The 20,011-nt window shown below is 62.6% G+C and carries 19 protein-coding genes, 1 tRNA gene and 1 riboswitch; of the genes, 5 read left to right on the top strand and 15 right to left on the bottom strand.

The genetic code is table 11. The features are described from left to right. Positions 1–33: 33 nt before the first annotated feature. The 6 genes from cobF to cbiE are packed head-to-tail and all read right to left on the bottom strand — an operon-like array spanning position 34 to position 5,171. Positions 34–777 carry a precorrin-6A synthase (deacetylating) gene (gene cobF, locus ACR3E7_RS08085; protein ID WP_480502664.1) on the bottom strand — a complete coding sequence of 248 codons (744 nt, stop codon included), beginning with the start codon at positions 775–777 and terminating at the stop codon, positions 34–36. Next, positions 770–1,498 carry a uroporphyrinogen-III C-methyltransferase gene (gene cobA / locus ACR3E7_RS08080; protein WP_480502663.1) on the bottom strand — a complete coding sequence of 243 codons (729 nt, stop codon included), beginning with the start codon at positions 1,496–1,498 and terminating at the stop codon, positions 770–772. Before cobA ends, cobF begins: the two co-directional genes overlap by 8 nt. Next, a complete protein-coding gene (locus tag ACR3E7_RS08075; RefSeq protein ID WP_480502662.1) occupies positions 1,495–2,823 on the bottom strand; it encodes a cobyrinic acid a,c-diamide synthase CobB in 1,329 nt (442 codons plus the stop codon). Before ACR3E7_RS08075 ends, cobA begins: the two co-directional genes overlap by 4 nt. Further along, complete coding sequence (gene cobM, locus ACR3E7_RS08070; protein ID WP_480502661.1) at positions 2,816–3,610, bottom strand: precorrin-4 C(11)-methyltransferase; 795 nt, start codon at positions 3,608–3,610, stop codon at positions 2,816–2,818. Before cobM ends, ACR3E7_RS08075 begins: the two co-directional genes overlap by 8 nt. Further along, complete coding sequence (locus ACR3E7_RS08065; RefSeq protein WP_480502660.1) at positions 3,607–3,975, bottom strand: cobalamin biosynthesis protein; 369 nt, start codon at positions 3,973–3,975, stop codon at positions 3,607–3,609. Before ACR3E7_RS08065 ends, cobM begins: the two co-directional genes overlap by 4 nt. Continuing rightward, positions 3,972–5,171, bottom strand: a complete 1,200-nt coding sequence (gene cbiE / locus ACR3E7_RS08060; protein WP_480502659.1) for a precorrin-6y C5,15-methyltransferase (decarboxylating) subunit CbiE — start codon at positions 5,169–5,171, stop codon at positions 3,972–3,974. The genes ACR3E7_RS08065 and cbiE overlap by 4 nt, the downstream gene beginning before the upstream one ends. Here cbiE and ACR3E7_RS08055 point away from each other — a divergent pair. Continuing rightward, complete coding sequence (locus ACR3E7_RS08055; protein ID WP_480502658.1) at positions 5,170–5,919, top strand: cobalt-precorrin-6A reductase; 750 nt, start codon at positions 5,170–5,172, stop codon at positions 5,917–5,919. The genes cbiE and ACR3E7_RS08055 overlap by 2 nt on opposite strands. Here ACR3E7_RS08055 and cobJ read toward each other — a convergent pair. From cobJ to ACR3E7_RS08020, 7 genes are read right to left on the bottom strand one after another with little or no spacing between them, the layout of a single operon-like run. Next, complete coding sequence (gene cobJ / locus ACR3E7_RS08050) at positions 5,892–6,644, bottom strand: precorrin-3B C(17)-methyltransferase (RefSeq protein ID WP_170770234.1); 753 nt, start codon at positions 6,642–6,644, stop codon at positions 5,892–5,894. The two genes, ACR3E7_RS08055 and cobJ, sit on opposite strands and share 28 nt — an antisense overlap. Then, complete coding sequence (locus ACR3E7_RS08045; RefSeq protein WP_170770236.1) at positions 6,641–7,366, bottom strand: precorrin-2 C(20)-methyltransferase; 726 nt, start codon at positions 7,364–7,366, stop codon at positions 6,641–6,643. Before ACR3E7_RS08045 ends, cobJ begins: the two co-directional genes overlap by 4 nt. Further along, the gene (locus ACR3E7_RS08040) at positions 7,363–7,992 is read right to left on the bottom strand and encodes a precorrin-8X methylmutase (protein WP_170788925.1); all 630 of its coding nucleotides are present in this window, start codon (positions 7,990–7,992) and stop codon (positions 7,363–7,365) included. The genes ACR3E7_RS08045 and ACR3E7_RS08040 overlap by 4 nt, the downstream gene beginning before the upstream one ends. Next, a complete protein-coding gene (locus tag ACR3E7_RS08035; RefSeq protein WP_480502657.1) occupies positions 7,992–9,113 on the bottom strand; it encodes a cobalamin biosynthesis protein CobG in 1,122 nt (373 codons plus the stop codon). Before ACR3E7_RS08035 ends, ACR3E7_RS08040 begins: the two co-directional genes overlap by 1 nt. After that, positions 9,110–12,403, bottom strand: coding sequence for a cobaltochelatase subunit CobN (cobN, locus tag ACR3E7_RS08030; protein WP_480502656.1), 3,294 nt, complete (start codon positions 12,401–12,403; stop codon positions 9,110–9,112). Before cobN ends, ACR3E7_RS08035 begins: the two co-directional genes overlap by 4 nt. A gap of 3 nt (positions 12,404–12,406) precedes the next feature. Next, positions 12,407–13,462: a cobalamin biosynthesis protein CobW gene (gene cobW, locus ACR3E7_RS08025; RefSeq protein ID WP_170788922.1), complete on the bottom strand. Its 1,056-nt coding sequence runs from the start codon at positions 13,460–13,462 to the stop codon at positions 12,407–12,409. Between the two features lies 1 nt (position 13,463). Next, positions 13,464–13,838 (bottom strand): DUF1636 family protein, encoded by a 375-nt coding sequence (locus ACR3E7_RS08020; protein ID WP_170788921.1) that lies wholly within the window; start codon positions 13,836–13,838, stop codon positions 13,464–13,466. Positions 13,839–13,923: 85 nt separating this feature from the next. After that, positions 13,924–14,131: riboswitch (cobalamin riboswitch) on the bottom strand. 146 nt (positions 14,132–14,277) lie between these two features. Between ACR3E7_RS08020 and ACR3E7_RS08015 the strand changes: the two genes are divergently transcribed. Then, the gene (locus tag ACR3E7_RS08015; RefSeq protein WP_480502655.1) at positions 14,278–15,234 is read left to right on the top strand and encodes an NAD(P)-dependent oxidoreductase; all 957 of its coding nucleotides are present in this window, start codon (positions 14,278–14,280) and stop codon (positions 15,232–15,234) included. A gap of 43 nt (positions 15,235–15,277) precedes the next feature. On the opposite strand, the gene ACR3E7_RS08010 is transcribed toward ACR3E7_RS08015, so the two are convergent. Then, a tRNA-Cys gene (locus tag ACR3E7_RS08010) sits at positions 15,278–15,351 on the bottom strand. Between the two features lie 226 nt (positions 15,352–15,577). Between ACR3E7_RS08010 and ACR3E7_RS08005 the strand changes: the two genes are divergently transcribed. The 3 genes from ACR3E7_RS08005 to ACR3E7_RS07995 all read left to right on the top strand — a co-directional run bounded on the left by ACR3E7_RS08005 (position 15,578) and on the right by ACR3E7_RS07995 (position 18,506). Further along, on the top strand, positions 15,578–16,231 hold the full coding sequence (locus ACR3E7_RS08005) for a protein-L-isoaspartate O-methyltransferase family protein (protein WP_170770250.1): 654 nt from the start codon (positions 15,578–15,580) through the stop codon (positions 16,229–16,231). A gap of 95 nt (positions 16,232–16,326) precedes the next feature. Continuing rightward, positions 16,327–17,745 (top strand): TolC family outer membrane protein, encoded by a 1,419-nt coding sequence (locus ACR3E7_RS08000; protein ID WP_170788919.1) that lies wholly within the window; start codon positions 16,327–16,329, stop codon positions 17,743–17,745. Positions 17,746–17,858: 113 nt separating this feature from the next. Continuing rightward, positions 17,859–18,506 carry a hypothetical protein gene (locus ACR3E7_RS07995; protein WP_480537059.1) on the top strand — a complete coding sequence of 216 codons (648 nt, stop codon included), beginning with the start codon at positions 17,859–17,861 and terminating at the stop codon, positions 18,504–18,506. 3 nt (positions 18,507–18,509) lie between these two features. On the opposite strand, the gene ACR3E7_RS07990 is transcribed toward ACR3E7_RS07995, so the two are convergent. Further along, positions 18,510–19,967: a cobyric acid synthase gene (locus tag ACR3E7_RS07990; protein ID WP_480502653.1), complete on the bottom strand. Its 1,458-nt coding sequence runs from the start codon at positions 19,965–19,967 to the stop codon at positions 18,510–18,512. Between the last annotated feature and the right edge of the window lie 44 nt (positions 19,968–20,011).

Here is a 20,011-nt window from a genome sequence, read left to right as displayed (position 1 = left end):
GCGTGGCGCAATCGCCATTCGCGACCAATTTGGTCAGTTCACGCACTTTTTGAGAAGATAGATATCCATGATCCACCCGTGATCGGCGCGCGCAGCTGCACGGGTGTCCAGAATCTGCTGCGCAACCTCAGCCAAGGGCCCCTTGATCAGAATTTCCTCTTTCATGCCCACGTACGCCCCCCACCAGATGTCATAATCTGCCATCTGAAGATGTTGGAACGAGCACTCACCATCCAGCATTACCGCCACGTTTGACGCACCGTCCGGCCACCCTTCGTCGCGAATCCGCCGCCCCGTGGTCACGATGTAGGGGGCACCCAGATCGTTGATCGGAATCACGTGGGCAGCCGTCAACGCCTGCAGCGCTGTAATGCCAGGAATCACCCGCGTCGTCGGTTGAGGGTCCAGCCGCTCTGCAATCCGCAGGGAACTGTCATAAAGCGACGGATCGCCCCAGATCAGTAGAGCTACATGTCGTGCTCCAGGATGGGCGGCGATTGCCTCGCTCCAGCGCAATGCAATCGCGTCGTGCCATTCATCCACCCCGCGCAGATATCCGTCGTCGGACCGGCGCTTGGGGATGTCGAAATAGGCGATCTGCGGCGGCGTGTCGGTCACCTGCGCAATGATCTTTTCGCGCAGCCCGGCCAGATCGGCCTTATTCTCGCCCTTGCGGGGGATCAGGATCAGGTCCGCCGAGCGGATCGCCTGCGCGCCCTGAAAGGTCACGTGGTCAGGGTTCCCGGTGCCGATGCCGATCAAGGTCAGGTCAAACATCGTCAAACTCTGCCAGCGGGCCGTAAAGGATCAGCGCCGGGGCGGTGCCTATCTCGTCCGCCAGTTTATTGGACAGCGCGCCTACAGTACTGCGATGCAGCTTCTGCTCGGGGGTCGAGACGGATTCGGCCATCAGTGCTGGCGTTTCCAGCGGCAGGCCATGTGCGTGCAGCGTTTCGACCAGCAGAGGAAAGGTGCGCTTGCCCATGAAGACGACGGTGGTCGCATCCGGGTCGGCCAGCGCGGGCAGGTTCAGGTCCTCGGGCAGTTTGCCGCTGACATCATGGCCGGTGACAAACTGCACCCGTCGCGCGGTTAGCCTACGGGTCAGCGGGATGCCAGCCGCCGCCGCCGCCGCTACAGCTGAGGGGATGCCGGGGATGATCTCGTATTCGATCCCAGCCGCGCGCAGGGCAACCAGTTCTTCTTCCAGACGTCCAAACATGCCGCCATCGCCGGATTTCAACCGCACGACCCGCTGCCCGGTCAGGGCGTAATCCACCAACAACCGGCTGACATGGTCCTGCTTGGGCGAGGGGCGACCCGCCCGTTTGCCCACGCCCACCAGATCGGCATCCTCGCGCGCATGGGTTAAGATCGGCCCGCTGCTGAGGTCATCAAACAGCACCGCATCCGCCTTTTGCATCCGATCTACGGCCTTGAGCGTCAGCAATTCCGGATCGCCCGGACCTGAGCCGATGAACGAGACAAACCCACTCATACTGAGGCCTCCGCGATCAGGTGAAAGAACGTGCCGGTCACGTTGCCACGCACCGATCCGGTCTGCGGCCCTTCGGCCCCTTCTGCGTCAAACACACGGGCCAAAGGCGCGTCAGGTTGCTCGATGATTGAGGAATAGTGGAACTCATGCCCCCGCAGGCCCGTGCCTACGGCAAAGCCGGGCATCGGGGCCAGCAGTTCGGCGCGACGATAGCCCAGATTGAACTTGCGCTTTTCATAGGACGTCACCAGCCCCAACAACCCGGCCATCTGATGCGAGACACCCTCTTTGTCGATCAGAGCCTGTCCCAGCGCCATATAACCCCCGCATTCTCCATGCACGGGCTTGGTTTGCGCGTGGTTCCGCAACCCTTCCTGAAAGACGGATGCGGCGGCCAGAATGCCTGCGTGCAGCTCAGGATATCCGCCCGGCAACCAAACCAGATCGGCATCCGCCGCAGGGGCTTCATTGGCCAAGGGCGAGAACGGCAACACCTCGGCTCCAGCCGCCCGCCAGCCTTCCAGCAAATGCGGATAGGTGAAGGAAAACGCCGCATCGCGGGCCAGCGCGATCCGTTGCGCCGGTGGCCGCGGCAGCGCGGCGGACGATGGCCCATTCGGGCCTGAGGACGCCGCCCGCTTGATCGCCTCAAGATCGACATGTTCGCGCAGAAACGCGGCATAGCCCACAATTGCGCTTTCCAGATCGGGATGTTCAACCGCCTGGATCAGGCCCAGATGCCGCTCGGGCAGGGTCAGGTCTCCACGACGGGGCAGCACGCCCAGAACCGGCAGGCCCGCGCGTTCCATTCCCAACCGCGTCAACCGCTCGTGCCGGGGGCTGGCGCAGCGGTTTAGAATCACGCCCGCAAAGGGCAGATCGGGGTTATACATCTTGAACCCCAAAGCCGTCGCCGCCGCCGATTGCGCCTGACCGCCCACATCCAGCACCAGCACCACCGGCCAACCCATCCGTAACGCGGTTTCCGCACTGGACCCATGACCCAGTTCACCGGGCTTGGCGACGCCGTCGTACAGCCCCATTGAGCCCTCGGCGACCACGATATCCGCGCCTTCGGCCTGTGCAGAAATGGCGTCCAACAGAGGCTCTCCCATGGCCCAGCTGTCCAAATTGAACGAGGCACGCCCCGCAGCCGCCCGGTGAAAGGCCGGGTCGATATAATCTGGTCCGCTTTTAAAAGGCTGAACGGTCAGCCCATCCTCGGCCAGCGCACGCAACAGGCCCAGCATGACCGTGGTCTTGCCGGTGCCCGAGGACGGTGCAGAAATCAGAAGGCCCGGAGGGTTAGTCATCGCGTCATTCATCCTCGGGGCTCCAGCTGGACCACGGGCTGTCGGCGCTTTGCGGGCGATAGCGGCGGTCGTAATCCTTGGAATACAGACAGCTTTCGTCGAACCCTTCCCCCGCAAGCGCTGGGCCGACCATGATCAGCGCGGTGCGGGCGATGCCGTCGTCCAGCGCGTCTTTCAGCGTCTCCAGCGTTGCACGGATGATGCGTTCATCGGGCCAACTGGCGCGATAGACAACGGCCACCGGGCAATCGGCCCCATAGGCTGGGGTCAGGTCGGCGATGACCTTGTCTAAATTGCCGATCGACAGGTGAATGGCCAGCGTTGCGCCGGTGCGGGCGAAGTTCTCAAGCGTCTCACCCTCGGGCATCGAAGACGCGCGGCCCGGCGTGCGGGTCAGCACCACCGATTGCGCGAGGCCGGGTAGTGTCAGTTCCGTGCCCAAGGCCGCGGCTGCCGCGGCAAAGGACGGCACGCCGGGCGTGACGCTGACCGGGATACCCATCTCTTTCAACCGGCGGATTTGTTCGCCCATGGCGGACCAGACCGACAGATCGCCCGAATGCAGGCGGGCCACATCCTGACCAGCCTTATGGGCGGCATCGATCTCGGCCATGATCTGATCCAGATCCATCGGCGCGGTGTTGATGATCTTGGCTCCCTCGGGGCAGTGGCCAAGGATTTCCTCGGGCACCAGCGAGCCCGCATAGAGGCACACGGGACAGGACGCGATGATTTCGCGCCCGCGCAGGGTCAGCAGGTCGGCAGCGCCCGGTCCGGCGCCGATGAAATGAACGGTCATTTTTGTCCTCCGATGGCGATGGCGCAGGTGGCCAGCCGGTCGTCTGATATCTGTCGTGGTGAAAGCAGCCGCGCGCCAGATCCAGCGGCGGCAAGGGCGGATGCTTCGGCCACACTGCCGGTGCCATAACTGGCGCGGCTGCGGGGCGAGTAGGTGAGCGTGCGCTGCCCGGCCAGATCGGCGGGCGCGATGAAATGCAGGGGCAGGGCGGTTACGGCTGCGAATTCTGCAAGCGCAGCATGGCCCTCTTTGTCCGCGACGGTCGCCAAGGCGCTGACGGGGTGGTCAGAGGCGGCAGCCGCAAAGGCCGCGCGCAGACTGTCCACCGTCGCGGTGGAGGAAAAGCCAAGGCCCGCGACGATCATAGCGTGACGCTCCACTGCACCACCGGATAGCCGGATTTCCAACCCCGGCGCGGCCCCAATGGCGCAGCCTGCGCCAATTCAATCCGCAAAAGATCGCCGCCGCGTTTCTCATGCCACTGCGCCAGCAACGCCTCGCTCTCCAGTGTCACTGCATTGGCGACTAAGCGGGTACCAGCGGGCAAAGTGGCATACAGCCAGTCCAGCAGCGCGGCGCTTAGACCTCCACCGATGAACACCACATCCGGCAGGGACAACCCGTCCAGCGCATCGGGCGCAGTGCCGTGGATGACGGTCAGCCGATCCTGACCCAGCGCATCGGCATTGCGACGAATCCGCTCGGCCCGGTCCGCGCGGGGTTCAATCGTGGTGGCCGTCAGCGTCGGGTCACACATTAGCCATTCGATACTGATCGAACCGGTACCGCCGCCAATATCCCACAAATGTTCAGCGCGCTGCGGGGCCAGCGCTGACAGGGTCAGGGCGCGGATGGGGCGTTTGGTGATCTGTCCATCGGTCTCGAAAATCTCATCGGGCTTGCCCGAAGACTTAGGCAGCGCGCGCCCATCGCCCGCGACCTCAAGCGCAACACAAACCGGGTGATCGAACCCGCCCAGCAGCGCCTCAGTCAGGGATACCCTGCGGGAACGTTCACGAGGGCCGCCGAGCGCTTCCATCACGTGCAGGCGGGTGTCGGCAAAGCCGGTTTCGGTCAGGTAGGTCGCCAGTTCCGTCACCGCAGCCCCGTTGCGCAGCAACAGAATGGCGCGCAGGCCTGGCGACAGATGCGGTCGCAGCCGCGTCAGGGGGGCGGCGTGCAGGCCGAAAGTCAGCGTCGCCTCCAGCGGCCAGCCCAGCCGCGCGGCGGCCAAGGAAAAGGTCGACTGGCCGGGCAGGGCGGTCCATTCCCCAGCCTCGAAATTACGCGCGATGACCGATCCGGCACCAAACCAGAACGGATCGCCCGAGGCCAGCACCACAGTGGGTTGCCCCCGGAACCCCGTCAGCACGGGCAGCCCGTCGGCAAAAGGCACCGGCCATTCGACCCGCCGGGCCTGGCTGTCGGGGATCAGCGACAGGTGGCGCGGCGGGCCCATGATGATTTCAGCGCGGTCCAGCACTTGACGGCTTGCGGGTGACAGGCCATCAAGCCCATCCTCACCCAGGCCCAGAACGGTCAGCCACGGAGCTTCATGCATGACACACCTCCTGATCCTTGGCGGCACGACAGAGGCCAACGCCCTGGCTAAAACCGTGGCCGAACGGGGCATCCAAGCGACCTATTCCTATGCGGGCCGCGTTGATAACCCGCGCCCGCAGCCGTTGCCGATGCGCGTGGGCGGGTTCGGAGGCGTGGACGGCCTGACCACCTACCTGCGCGATCACGCGATCACCCACGTGATCGACGCCACGCACCCCTTTGCCGCCCAGATGAGCGCCAACGCGGTGGCCGCCTGCCATAAGGCCGACGTGCCTCTGGCCGCGCTGACCCGCCCGGCGTGGGAGGAACAGGACGGAGACCGCTGGCAGCATGTTCCGGATATCGACGGCGCGGTGGCCGCCCTGTCCGGTGCGCCGCAGCGGGTGTTTCTGGCCGTGGGCCGGATGCATCTTGAGGAGTTCGCCGCCCAGCCTCAGCACCGTTACTTGCTGCGTCTGGTTGATGAACCGGGCGACCTGCCGTTGCCGCATTGCGAGGTTGTTGTCGCGCGCGGGCCATTCACTCTGGCCGACGATCAGGCGCTGATGCAGCGCCATGGGATCCAGTTGGTCGTCTCCAAGAACGCAGGCGGCCTTGGCGCGCGGGCCAAGCTGGACGCGGCGCGGGCGCTGGGCCTGCCGGTGCTGATGATCGACCGTCCCGCCCTGCCGCAGCGGGTCGAGATGTCGAGCGTCGCTCAGGTTCTGGACTGGCTGGCTCATTCCGGTGTGAACCTCGGGGTGTAGACGATGGGCGCGCCGTCGCGCTCGATCACGCGGGTGCGGGACGAGCCGACGATGACCACCGTTTGCATATCCGCCATCTCGGGCGTGGCCTCGGCCAATGTTGAAATCCGAATGGCCTCATCTGCGCGCGACACAGCGCGGGCGAACAGGATCAGCCGTTCGGGCTCGCATTCTTCACGCAGGATTTCCAGCGTCTTTACAAAGCCCTCGGGGCGGGACTTCGAGCGCGGATTGTAAAATGCCATCGAGAAATCCGCCTGCGCGGCCAGCCGCAGACGCTTTTCGATCAATGACCATGGCTTGAGGTTGTCACTCAGGTTGATGGCGCAGAAATCATGCCCCATTGGCGCGCCCGCACGGGCCGAGGCCGCCAACATCGCCGTGATCCCCGGCAGCACATCAATCTGGATATTGCGCCACTCGGACGGGCCATCTTCTAGCGCCTCAAACACAGCCGCCGCCATCGCAAACACGCCGGGATCGCCCGAGGACACAACGACCACGCGTTTGCCCTCAGCCGCCATTTGCAGCGCGTGCTGCGAGCGGTCGATCTCGACGCGGTTGTCACTGGAGTGCAGTGTCAGGCCGGGGCGCTCGGCCACGCGGGCCACGTAGGGAATATAGCCGACCACATCTGTGGCCTCGGCCAAAGCGGCAGTCACCTCGGGCGTCACCAGCGCATCAGCCCCTGGTCCAAGACCGGCGATCTTGACCCAGCCGCTCATGGCCTGCGCCCCTGACCGTGCACGATGATGATCGAGAAATAGGGTGTGACCTTTTCACAAGCCTCAGACAGTTTCGTCACCGTCTGGTTCGGCATTTGCGCAAATTCCACGATCCACGCGCGGTCATAGAGGCCCGCCGTTTTCAGCGCGCGTTTCACCTTGTCGATATTGCGCCCGATCTTCATCACGACCAGCGCGTCTGTCTGTGCCATGCGCTGCGCCAGATCGTCCTCGGGCAGAGTACCCACCAGTACGGTCAGCACGTCATCACCCCAGGTGATCGGGTCTCCGGTCGCTGTCCACGCGCCCGACATGCCGGTGATGGCAGGCACGACTTCGACATCAGATTCGTCGCGCAACCGGTTGTAAAGATGCATGAAAGAGCCGTAGAAAAACGGATCGCCCTCGCACAAGACCACCACGTCTTCGCCCTGTTCGGACAGAGCCTTCAGATGCGCGGCGCAGTCTTCGTAAAACGCCGAGAGCAGCTCGTTATAGCGCGGATCGCTCACTGGGATCTCGGTTGTGACCGGGTACTCCATCGGGAATTCGACGGCATCTTCGGGTATCATCCCATTGACGATTTTGCGCGCCTGTCCGCTGCGACCGGGCTTGCGGAAAAACGCCACGTGGCGCGCGTTGCGCAACAGGCGGTCGGCCCGGACGCTCATCAGGTCGGGATCACCGGGGCCGAGGCCCACGCCATAGATGGTGCCGCTCATTCCGCGCGGCTCGCGATGGCGTTGATGGCGGCGACGGTGATGGCGCTGCCGCCCAGGCGGCCCTTGACGATGCAGGAGGGCACTGGCTGTGCCTCCCACAGGGCGTCTTTGGATTCGACCGCGCCGACAAAGCCCACGGGGCAGCCGATGATGGCGGCGGGGCGTGGGCAGTCGGGGTCTTCCAGCATGTTCAGCAGATGGAACAGCGCAGTAGGTGCGTTGCCAATGGCGACAACGGCGCCTTCCAGATGTGGGCGCCACAGCTCCAGCGCGGCAGCCGAGCGCGTGTTGCTCATCTCAGCGGCCAAGGGGCGCACACGTTCGTCATGCAGGGTGCATATCACCTCATTGTCAGCGGGCAGACGGAACCGGGTCACGCCCTCGCTGACCATGCGCGCATCGCACAGGATGGGTGCGCCGGCTTCCATTGCAGTGCGGGCGGCGGCCACAAAACCGGGCGAGAAATGCACGAACTCTTCCAGCCCCACCATGCCGGCGGCGTGGATCATGCGGACGGCGACCTGTTCCTCGTCGGCGTCGAACCGGGCAAGATCAGCCTCGGTCCGGATGGTGGCAAAGCTTTCCTTATAGATCGCAGCGCCATCGGTTTCATAAGTATAGGGCATCAGGTGAAGTCCATATTCATCAGTGTTTCTTCGGTCAGGCCGGTCTGGCAGGGCTCATCCCCCGCGCGGCCCTGTTTGACAAGATCAAATCGTCCGGCATTGCCTATCAGCGTCACATCGGCCAGGCTCATGCGCGCGCATCCTTTGGCGCAGCCCGAGACATGCAGGCTGCCATTGATACGCGCGGCAAGCAGGCGCGCGATGTCGCGGGTTTCCACCTGCGCCTGCGGGCAATATGGCGCGCCGGGGCAGGCGTCGGTCGTCATAAGCGGGTTGGTGCCATCTGTGACAAAGGCTGGGGCGGGTATCGCCGCCCCGACTTCCAACAGGATCAAGCGCCATGGGGTGACACGCAGCGCCTCGGCCCCGCTTTGCGCGATCAGGTCTTTCAGGGCGCGCGCAGGCAATTGTCCGAAGGCCGCACCATAGAGCGTCCCCTGATCGCAAGCACCGGGTTGCAGCGGCGCGCCAACTGGTCCCGGAGCCACGCCCTGCCACTCCGGCGGCAAGTCCGCGACCACGCGGGCCATGCGCCTGCTCTCAGGCGTGTAGTTTTGGGAGAACCATGCGGCCAAGGCGATCAGCAGGTCGATGGATTCCGATTCTTGGACCAAACGTCCGGTGTTTGCCCCATCAGCGCGCAAGATCAAACCCTCTGGGCTTGTTTCCAGCCGGATATCGGCTGAATCCCCAGCCAACAGGCGCTCAGGTTCAGTGTCGATGGCAAAGCCGAACTTGGCGGGCAGGGCGGGCAGTTCGGCCAGCCGGTCAATAAGCTCTTGCGCCAGCCGAGCGGTCAGGTCTCCGGCTTGGTACAGAGGTGAGACCAGAATGTTGCGGCGCACCTCGATCCCCGGCTCGGCGTCCAGCAGGTCCAGCGCGGCCAGTTCGGCCAGCAGGGATTGATGATCCGCCTCGGCCACACCCCGCAGCTGCAGGTTGGCGCGGTTGGTCAGGTCGATGGTGCCATTGCCGAAGCGTTCCGCCAGATCGCACAGACCCATGGTCTGCTCAGCTGTCAGACGGGCCAGCCGCGGCCGCACCCGGACCACCAGCCCATCGCCCGACATCATCGGACGGTGCGCGCCGGGGCACCAGCCCTGGACGATGGGAGCGCTCATCCCAGCCCCTCCAGATCGGCGCGAATCGAGTTGCGGCGTGTGTTCCAAAGCCCCGCCTCAAGCAAAGCGCGGAACCGGTCCTGCATGGCCTGATGCGCTTTAGGGTTGGCCTCGGCCAGAAAGGCGTCGACCTCAGCGTCGCCCAGCGTGGCATCGTGGTAAAGGTCGAAAAGGTGCGGCGCGACTGTGCCAGATAGATGCGCGAATGAGGCCATGTGATCCAGCGTCGCGGCGATCTCGGCCGCGCCCCGGAACCCGTGGCGCTGCATCCCGGCGATCCAACCCGGATTGGCGGCGCGGGCGTGGACCACGCGGCTGATTTCTTCGGGCAGGGTCCGCGCGCGTGGGGTGGCGGGGTTGGTGTTGTCCAGATGATAGAGCTGCGCCGAGCCGCCTGTGATTTTTTTGGCGGCGGCAAATCCGGCTTCATGCGTGGCGTAATCATTGGCCAGTAGCAGGTCGGTCTCGGTCAAATCCTGCAGGTGGACGAAACTGTCGGCGTTGGCGACGCGCTGGGTGATGCCGTCCTTGTCCTGCGCGACATGCTCGCCTTCCAAGGCATAAGAGCTGGCGTCCAGCCATGCCGCACCCGCCTGCACGCGCGCCTCGTCGGTGTAAATTTCGGACAATTGTGTCATGTTCACGCCATAGCTGCCGGGGGCTGGGCCATAGACGCGGGCGGCGGGTTCCTGACCGGCATAGGGGTTCCAGTCGGCCGCCTCATCGCGCGCCGACAAGGCCCGGATCGCCTGACCGTATAGCGCCGATAGCGTCGGAAAAACGTCGCGGAACAGGCCCGAGACCCGCAGCGTCACATCCAGACGCGGGCGGCTGAGGTCGGTGATGGGCAGAACCTCGATGCCTGAGACCCGCTCTGACCCCTTGTCCCAGACGGGTTTGACGCCCAGCAGGTGCAGCGCCATGGCGAATTCCTCACCCGCCGTGCGCATAGTGGCCGAGCCCCAGAGGTCAACGATCAGCCCTTTGGGATAGTCGCCTTCCTCTTGCAGGTGACGCCGCACCAGTTCTTCGGCCAGTTTCACGCCTTGGCTATAAGCCGCGCGCGTGGGCACGGATCGCGGGTCGGTGGTATAGAGGTTCCGTCCGGTAGGCAGTACGTCCGAGCGGCCACGATAGGGCGAACCGGATGGCCCGGCCTCGATCCGCTTTCCGGCTAGTGCGTCGATTAGGGCGTTGCGTTCAGACTGGGCGGAAGGCGCGGGGTCGAAATTGCCGGTCACTTCTGGCACCCGGCCAAATATGTGCAGCCCGTCGCCGAACTGGCTTTCCTTGATGTCACAGACAAAGCGGTCGATGCGGGTGATCGCCTCGGCGGAGCAGGTGGCCTGATCCAGACCCAGATCGCTTTCCAGCCCGATGGCCTGAGCCTCATTCCGGATATCCTCTTGCAAACGGTCGCGGCGCTTGGGGTCCAGACCATCGGCGTTCGAGAATTCGTCCAGTAGGGACTCCAGCCGTACCATCCGATCCGGTGTACCGCTTTCTTTCAAAGCGGGAGGGATGTGGCCCAGCGTGACCGCGCCGATCCGGCGCTTGGCTTGCGCCGCCTCGCCGGGGTCATTGACGATGAAGGGGTAGATCACTGGCAGGTCGCGGATCAGCGCCTCGGGCCAGCAATCGGCTGATAGCGCCACGGATTTGCCGGGCAGCCATTCCAACGTGCCATGGGCTCCGATGTGGATCAGCGCATCGGCATTCAAGCTTTTACGCAGCCAAAGGTAAAAGGCGACATAGCTGTGGCGCGGGGTGCGCGACAGGTCATGATAGTCGTCATCGCGTAGCTCGGGCGTGCCGCGTTCAGGTTGCAACGCGACCAGAGCCTTGCCCCGACGCAGGGCGGTGAAGTGAAAGGCACTATCGGTGTAAGCGGGGTCATCCTCGGGAGCGCCCCAAACCGTATGCAAGTCGGTGCGCAGCTGTTCGGGCAGGTCCGCAAGCGCGGCCTGATACTCGGCCAGCGGCCATGCGATCCGGGCGTTCAGCAGCGTATCAGCGATTGGTTTGGCAGGGGCGGTATCATAGCCCCCGGCTTGCAGGTCGGACAGCATCGCCTCAGCCGAGGCCAGCGCGTCGAGGCCCACCGCATGGGCCATCTGCCAGTCTTTGCCGGGATAGGTGGACAGAACCAGCGCGGGCACCTGATCGGATTTGGGTTTGCCTTGCAAGTTCAGCCAGCCGGTCACACGGTCAAGGATGGCCTCGATCCGTTCCTCCTCGGCCCGGTGGGCAAAGCGGGAATATTCCAGATGCGGGTCGCGTTTGCCCGGTTCCTTGAACGAGGCGATGCCCGCTGAAATCCGCCCGTCCACCTCGGGCAGCACCACATGCATGGCGAGGTCGGCGGGGGAGAGGCCGCGTTCCGCCTCGGCCCACGCCTTGCGGCGCGAAGTGGCCAGTGCGACCTGGAAGACGGGCACATTTGCAGCGTCCAAAGGCGAGGTACCCGACGCGCCTTTGCCCGAGAAGGACGTGGCGTTGATGATCGCGGACGGGGCCAGCGATACGATGGTGTCGCGCAGCCAGTCGGCGGCGGATGGCGCTTTCAGGGAAGGGGCGAACAGGCCCACGGCCTGAAAGCCGCGCGCGCGCAGGCTACGGATCAGGGCGGCCACGGGGGCTGTGTCGGCCGAGGTCAGGTAAGCGCGGTAGAAACTGACCACGACGCGTTTTGAGTCACCGGAAAACGCCTGTTCCGCCGGAATCACTCCGCGATCGGGGCACCATGCGCCGCAGTCGGGCAGGGATTTAGCCCCCATCACCGGACCCGCATAGAGCCCCGCTGCCAGTGCCATCTGTGCCAAAGCGGCTTGTGCTGCAACCTCGCCGCCGGTGTCACAAAGATGCGCTAAGCGGCGCAGGGTGGAGACGGGCAGGGTGGAATACTCATCCAGTCGCGTATCCTCGCGCCCGTCGGCGGGCAGCACGGCCACAGCAATCCCTTTGGTCTGCGCAAGCGATAGAACCTGCTGCAGTCCGTAGGACCAATAGGGCACTCCGCCGATCAGACGGATCAGGATGCCTTTAGCGTCCTCCAACGTCTGTTCCACATAGGTGTCAACGGACAGAGGGTGTTTCAGCGCCGTCAGATTGGCCAGTCGCAGGGTCGGCATCCGACCGTCAGGCCCGCCACCGCGATGCCAGCCTGCCGCGAAAGCACCAAGGTCGCTGTCCGAGAACGACAGCACCACCAAATCCGCCGGGCTCTGGCCCAGATCGGTTGGGGTTTCGGATTCCTCTAACCCGTGGCTTTCGCGGAAGACGACGTGCATGGTTTACTCGGCAGCCTCGGTGACGCCCACGAGGATGTCGCGGATTTCAGCCTCTTTGATGTCGTCATGCTCGGCAATCACCACCAGACGCGAACGGCGCTCTTCGCCGGGCTGCCACGGACGGTCGTACTGATGACGCACGCGCGCGCCCACAGCCTGAACTAGAAGGCGCATTGGCTTGCCCTTAACAGCGGCATAGCCCTTGACGCGCAGGATGTTCAGTTCTTTGGCAAGACGTTCGATTTTCGCGACCAGATCGGCCGGGTCGGTCTGTTCCGGCAGCTCGACGATGATGCTTTCGAAATCGTCATGTTCATGATCGTGATGACCGTCATGATGCGAAGGCCGCGCCTCCATGTCATCCTCGGCGGCAGCCTCAAGACCCAGCACGACGCGCACGTCCACCACACCTTCGGCCACTTCGACCACGGGCAGAGGACGCGGGGCCTCGGCGGCGATAATCTCTTTGGCTTTGGCGACACCTTCGGGGCCGGCCAGATCAGGCTTGGTCAGAAGGATGATATCGGCGCAGGAGATCTGATCTTCGAACACTTCGGACAGAGGGGTTTCATGGTCGATGGAATCGTCGGCCATGCGCTGGGCATCCACTGCCTCGACATTCGGCGCGAACCGACCAGCGGCCACCGCCTCGGCATCGGCCAGCGCGATCACGCCATCCACGGTAATTTTCGAGCGGATATCGGGCCAGTCGAACGCTTTCAGAAGCGGTTTCGGCAGCGCAAGGCCCGAGGTTTCGATCAGGATATGCTCGGGGCGCGGCTCCAGCGCCATCAGCGCCTCGATCGTGGGGATGAAATCATCGGCCACGGTGCAGCAAATGCAGCCATTGGCCAGTTCCATGATGTTTTCCGCCGGGCAATCGGGAATGGCGCAGGACTTCAGGATATCGCCATCCACGCCGACGTCGCCGAATTCATTAACCACAACGGCCAGACGCTTGCCCTGCGGGTTCTGCATCAGGTGCCGCACCAGCGTGGTTTTACCCGAGCCCAGAAAGCCGGTGATCACAGTAACGGGGAGTTTTTCGAGGGTGGACATGTCAGGCTCCAATCGGGGGAATGCGCGAGGCGCAGTTTTTGCGGAAATGTTCGGGGCGCTCGCGCCATTTGACCAAGCCGTCTTCGGTGGCCAGATACTTGGTCGCGCCGTCGACGATCACGTCGACATGATCGACCTCGTTCAGGTTCTCATAAACAAAGGTCCAGCGCTCGGGTCCGCCGCGCAGAACGATGGAACAGCCCTGATCGCAATTCGAAAGGCACTCGACGGCTCTCAGCGTTACGCCTTCGGGCAGATCGGCCTGTTCCAGCGCCTTGTGCAACAACGTGCCGGGGCGGTCTGCGTCATCTTCAACAGGTAGGCCGCGGCGGCAGGTGGTGCAAACCAGCAGCTCGACCGGAGCGGTCTCGGTCATGTCTCTCATCCCCCCAAATCCTCATCGTGGGGGACGGGGTTTCAAGCGGGTCGCATTTGACCCGACACCGGAACACCCCGTCCGGTTTCAATCGCGGGTGCTGGCAGGTCTCCCGGCTTGCGGATGTCAGGGCAATTGCCCTGTCGGATGTCCCGCCTTCCCGGCCTGTTTGGCCAGTGGCTTGGGCACCCTCTCCGGTCACGGTCGCGGGGGCGGCTGCGTTTGGCGGATGATCCGTTGACGCATTCCCTTTTCATCCTCGTGCAGAGGACACCAACGGATCGGACATGCGGCACCGGGCCGGGGCTTGTCAAGCGAGTCGCAAGCATCTGTGAAGCAACGGTGGAAAAGCGACCTGTAAGCGTCGCTGGGCGGCATGACGAAGCCCGCAACCCCGTGCTGCCATGACCGAAACGGCGCAAACAGGGAGACGTGTCGCATGAGAGTGGGCTTTATCGGACTGGGCAATGTGGGCGGCAAACTGTCCGGGTCTTTGCTGCGCAACGGGATCGACCTGACGGTGCACGATCTGAACCCTGATCTGGTCGCGGGCTTCGTGGCGCAGGGGGCCAAGGCCGCCGAAAGCCCGGCCCAGCTGATGCGCGATTGCGACGCGGTGATCACCTGTCTGCCATCGCCTGCTGCCTCGGACGCCGTGATGCAGGAGATGCTGCCCGAGGTCGGCCCCGGCAAGATCTGGATGGAGATGTCCACCACCGACGAGGCCGAGGTCAAGCGGCTGGGTGCGCAGGTCATCGAACGCGGAGGGGCGGCAGTAGACTGCCCCGTCTCGGGCGGGTGCCATAGGGCGGCGACGGGCAATATCTCGATCTTCGCGGGCTGCGACCGCGCGACGTTCGAACGTATCCTACCCTTTCTGACCACGATGGGCCGCCGCGTGCTGCACACGGGCGAGTTGGGCTCGGCCTCGGTGCTTAAGGTGCTGACCAACTACCTGGCGACGGCAAACCTGATTACCTGCGCCGAAGCGCTCGTGACCGCCAAGGCCGCCGGGATGGACCTGAACACGACTTATGAGGCGATCAAGATTTCATCAGGTACTTCCTTTGTGCATGAGACCGAAAGCCAGGTGATCCTGAACGGATCACGCGACATTGCCTTTACGATGGACCTTGTGAAAAAGGATATCGGGCTGTTTCAGGACGTCGCTGACCGCGCCGGTGTACCGCTGGAGATCAACCCGGTCATGATCCAGATTTTCGAGGACGGAATTGCCCGCTATGGCGAGCGTGAATTGTCTCCCAACATCATCCGACGTCTGGAGGATGCAACCGGTCTAGACATCACAGCCTCCGGTTTTCCGCCCGAGATGGAGGACGACGAACCGGAAGAGCCCGGATACGAGGTCATCCCTCAGGGGCGTGGGGCCGAATGACGCAAGCCGCGCGTCAGTGGAATAGTCTGTTTTGTAGAGAGAGTGGAGGCGAGTACCGGAATCGAACCGGTGTACACGGATTTGCAATCCGCTGCGTCACCACTCCGCCAACTCGCCTTTTCAAGTAAAATCAAATACTTGCTGTGGTGTGACAGGCGTTTTAACAGCTTTCTTCTGGGGCGTCCAGAGGGTTGCGGCGAAAATTCAGCAAGCGCAGGCGTGCCGTATCGGAAACAGGTTCACTTTCTTGTTCTGCAACAAAAGTTTCGATGCCTGAGCCGTTGCCGGTTTTATCCGGATATGGCACAAGCCCAGCATCCAAGGGAATAGAACGAGCGATCCAATGACAGATTTCGCAGCCCGGCGCCGCACTATGGTCGATACGCAAATCCGGCCTTCTGATGTCACGAAATTTCCGATTATCGATGCGATGCTTAGCGTCAGGCGTGAAAATTTCGTGCCCGATGCGCAGCGCGAGGCAGCATATGTTGAAGGGCTGCTTGATCTGGGGAACGGTCGCTGCCTGCTGGAGCCTCGGACGCTTGCCAAAATGTTGGATGCGCTGAATATTTCCAATGATGAGGTCGTACTCGATATCGCGCCGGCGATGGGGTATTCTACTGCTGTTGCTGCAAAGATGGCGCAGCTTGTGGTTGCGGTGGAAGAGGATGAAGAACTCGCCACCGAGGCCCAAACCGTTTTGATGGAAGCAGACGCAGATAACGCAATCGTGCATGTCGGGCCTTTGGAGCAGGGTGCAACCGAACATGGCCCCTACGATGTCATCCTGATTCAGGGCGGGGTCGAGCATGTGCCTGACGCGTTGCTCGCGCAGCTCAAGGATCATGGCCGGATCGCATGCCTTTTCATGGATGGTGAATTGGGAACTGTTCGGATCGGCCACAAATCCGGCGAACGCGTGACTTGGCGCCACGCGTTTAATGCCAATGCCCCGGTTTTGCGCGCTTTTTCCACGGATCGTGTATTTTCGCTATAATTCCGGGACAGATTGTCCTGCCGCCTTGATTAGTTGAACATAAACGCGCAAACTGTCCGCAGGGCTGCGTAATTTTGGTTTGAGAGGATTTCGTGATGAGTTCTACGGCGGGAGGAAAACTGGTCAAGGCGTTGGCGCTGACGGCTGGTATCGCGCTTAGTGTTGTGCCAGGTCGGGGCGCATGGGCAGACAATCTGACAGACGCGTTCATTGGTGCTTATAACACCAGCGGGCTGTTGGAACAAAACCGGGCCTTGCTGCGTGCTGCCGACGAAGATGTGGCGATCGCATTGGCCGCGCTGCGTCCGATCATCAACTTTGCCGCTCAGGTCAGCCAGGATTATACCCGCTCGACCATTGACGATGTGACGGTCCGAAATGAACCTTCTACGTTCTTTGCTGGTCTGACGCTTAGTCAGCTGATCTACGATGGTGGCTTTTCGGTTCTGGGCAAGCAATCGGCGCAAGAAATCGTTCTGTCCACACGTCAAAGCCTGATTGATGTGGAACAGGCCGTGCTGTTCCGAGCCGTAAATGCTTATTTGGCCGTTGTTCTTCAGGAAGAAACCGTTCAGATTCAATTGAACGATGTGGAAGTTTCTGCCGAGGAACTCCGCGCTTCGCAGGACCGTTTCGATGTGGGCGAGGTGACGCGCACGGACGTGGCGCTGTCGCAGGCGCAGCTTGCCAGCGCTCAGGCGGAATTGTCCGTTGCGCGCGGGAACCTGAGCACGGCGCAGGCCGAATACGTTAACGCCGTAGGTAAAGCGCCGGGCGCGACGGCTGGTCAGCCCAGCCTGCCCAACCTGCCGCGGTCAGAGGCGGAGGCGATTGCCCTGGCTCAGCGCAACCACCCGGCGATCCTGTCATCTCAGCATGAGGTTCGTGCCTTTGATCTGGCCGTTCTTCAGCAGCGTGCAAACCTTGGCCCGAATGTTACTTTGAACGCGGATGCCGGGATTACCGAAAGCTACGACAACGACGATTCAATCGAAGACGCGACGGTCGCTTTGACCTTCACTCAGCCGATCTATGCTGGTGGCGCCTTGGCCGCGCAGGTCCGTCGTGCAATGGCGACCCGTGACGCGTCCCGCGCGAACCTGCTGAACGTACAGAAAGATATCACGCAAGGCGTTTCCGTGGCTTATGCCAACTTCCAGGCTGCATCGGCCAGCCTGCGCGCATCGACCGAGCAGGTGCGAGCTTCTCAAGTGGCCTTTGACGGCATCCGGGAAGAGGCGACCTTGGGCGCTCGGACGACGCTGGATGTTCTGAACGCACAGCAAGACCTGCTGGATGCGCAGCTCAATGAGGTTGCATCGCGCACCGAACGGTCGCGGGCTGCCTATCAGTTGTTGCAGGCGCAAGGTCTTTTGACGGCCGAGCGTTTGGGGCTGGCCGTGCAAATCTATGACCCGACGCTGTATTACAATCTGGTCAAGAAAGCACCGGCACAGGTTAGCAAGCAGAGCAAGGATCTGGATCGGGTACTCAAGGCCCTGCGCCGCGACTAACCCAGGACACAATCTGTTGTGAGGGCCGAAGTGTTTGGCTACACTCGATTCTGAGGAAAGAGTGGTAGAGAAGAATGACGGATAAAGTCGTAGACGGGAGAGTAGAGGACGTTTTGTCCTCTATTAAACGCCTGGTCGGTGAAGAAGGCCGCAAAATCCCCGATCTCGTTCCGTCTTCTTTGGCACGAAAGCCCGGTAGATTGGTTTTGACGGACGCACTGCGAGTCGGGGATAATGAGGACGGTAAACCCATTGCAGACCCGGTGGTGGATGCGTCAGTCAAACCTATGGTTCTGCGCGCCCGGGATGCAGTAGAGAGTGAGGCGTCGCAACCCGTCCCAACCCCAGAGAAAGTTCCGAGTTTCAGCCTGAGTTCCAAGATAGAAGCGCTGGAGGCGGCGATTGCCCGCACCGAGGATCAGTGGGAACCCGACGGTGATAGCGATGACGCCTATTCTGGAACTCCGACCCGTGCTTTGGGTTGGAGCGTCGGGAACGAAGCCAAAGAGGATGAAGTGGTGGAAGAGGGGCTCTCGGACACCAAAGCAACCTTCATCCGTGACCCCGAGGTCATCGCGGCGACCGAGGCTGAAGAACAGCCTGAACCTCCTGCGATGGATGAAGACGCGTTGCGCCAGCTTATCGCGCAGGTCGTGCGGGAAGAGCTTCAGGGCGTGCTGGGCGAACGCTTTACCCGCAACGTGCGAAAAATGGTCCGGCGCGAGATTTATCGGGCTTTGGCTGAGCTGGAATCCAGCTAGACGCTAGGCCCGGCAGGGCTGTTGCGCCAGTTCCAAAAGCTGATCCAAATCCATATGCTGCTCAAGATGGTTGGCCAATGCGTCCAGCGTCTCGTCCACGCCGTCCTCGTAATAGATCTCTGAGACAGCCCCCAATTCCGACAGGTAACGCGCGCGGAACGCATCGGACGAAAATATCCCGTGCAGATAGCTGCCGCGAATACGTCCAGTTTTGTCTGCGGCACCCTCGGGCCGACCTTCAACCTCCAGCCAAGCGCGGGCGCAGTCGGGGCCCTCGGTCCGGCCCATATGGATTTCATAGCCTGACACCGGTTCTTTGCCGGGAACCGCATGTGCCTGCCGCAACGTGACCTGCTTCTGGCCAGCCATGATGGTATCGACGTCCAGCAAGCCCAGCCCATCGACTGTTCCTGGTCGACCATCGACGCCGCCGGGATCGGAGATGGTATTGCCCAGCATCTGATACCCGCCACACAGGCCCAAAACATGACCACCGCGCCGCACATGGCCATAGAGGTCCACATCCCACCCCTGCGCCCGGAAATAGATCAGGTCGCCGATAGTGGATTTACTGCCTGGCAGCAGCACAAGGTCAGCATCGCCGGGCAGGGGGCGCCCCGCAGGGACGATCTCGACCGTGATGCCTGGTTCAGCCGAGAGCGGGTCCAGATCGTCAAAATTGGCCATCCGCTCAAGTTGCGGCACCACCACTTTGCAGGTCCCGCCCGCGTGAGAGCGGATGTCCATCATATCCTCGGCAGGCAGTTTCCATGCGTCGTTGAACCACGGCACGACACCCACGCAGGCCCAACCGGTCCGCGCTGCGATATCGTCACGCCCTTCATCGAAAAGGGATACATCGCCTTTGAAGCGGTTCACCGCAAAGCCCTTGATCATCGCTAGATCGCTGGCTTCCAGCACTGCCTGCGTGCCTACAATCTGTGCGATTACACCGCCGCGGTGAATGTCGCCGACCAGCACGACCGGCACACCTGCGGCGCAGGCAAAGCCCATATTGGCAATATCTCCCTTACGCAGGTTGGTTTCAGCCGGACTGCCTGCGCCCTCGACCAGAACCAGATCGGCATCCGCACAGAGCCGGTCAAAGCTTTCCAGCGCAGCCCCCAGCAGCTTGGATTTGTCCTTGCGGTAGTCACCCGCCTTCATCGTTCCAGCCCGCTGCCCCTGCACGATGATCTGCGCCCCCGTGTCGGTTTCGGGTTTGAGCAGAATCGGGTTCATATCCGTATGCGTCGGCCTGTTCGCTGCCCACGCCTGAAGCGCCTGCGCGCGCCCGATCTCGCCGCCGTTTTCGGTTACGGCGGCGTTGTTTGACATGTTCTGCGGCTTGAACGGAGCCACGCGCAGCCCGCGTCGTGTATAGGCGCGAGCCAGCCCGGCCACCAAAACCGATTTACCCACATTGCTGCCGGTACCCTGAATCATGATGGCGCGAACCATGCTTGTTCTCCTATAACCTGACGGGCACATGACCCGATTTGATG

The organism is Ruegeria sp. BK1, assembly GCF_056535645.1.
The sequence above is the reverse complement of the archived record's forward strand: the minus strand, read 5'-3'. Positions and strand labels throughout refer to the sequence as shown.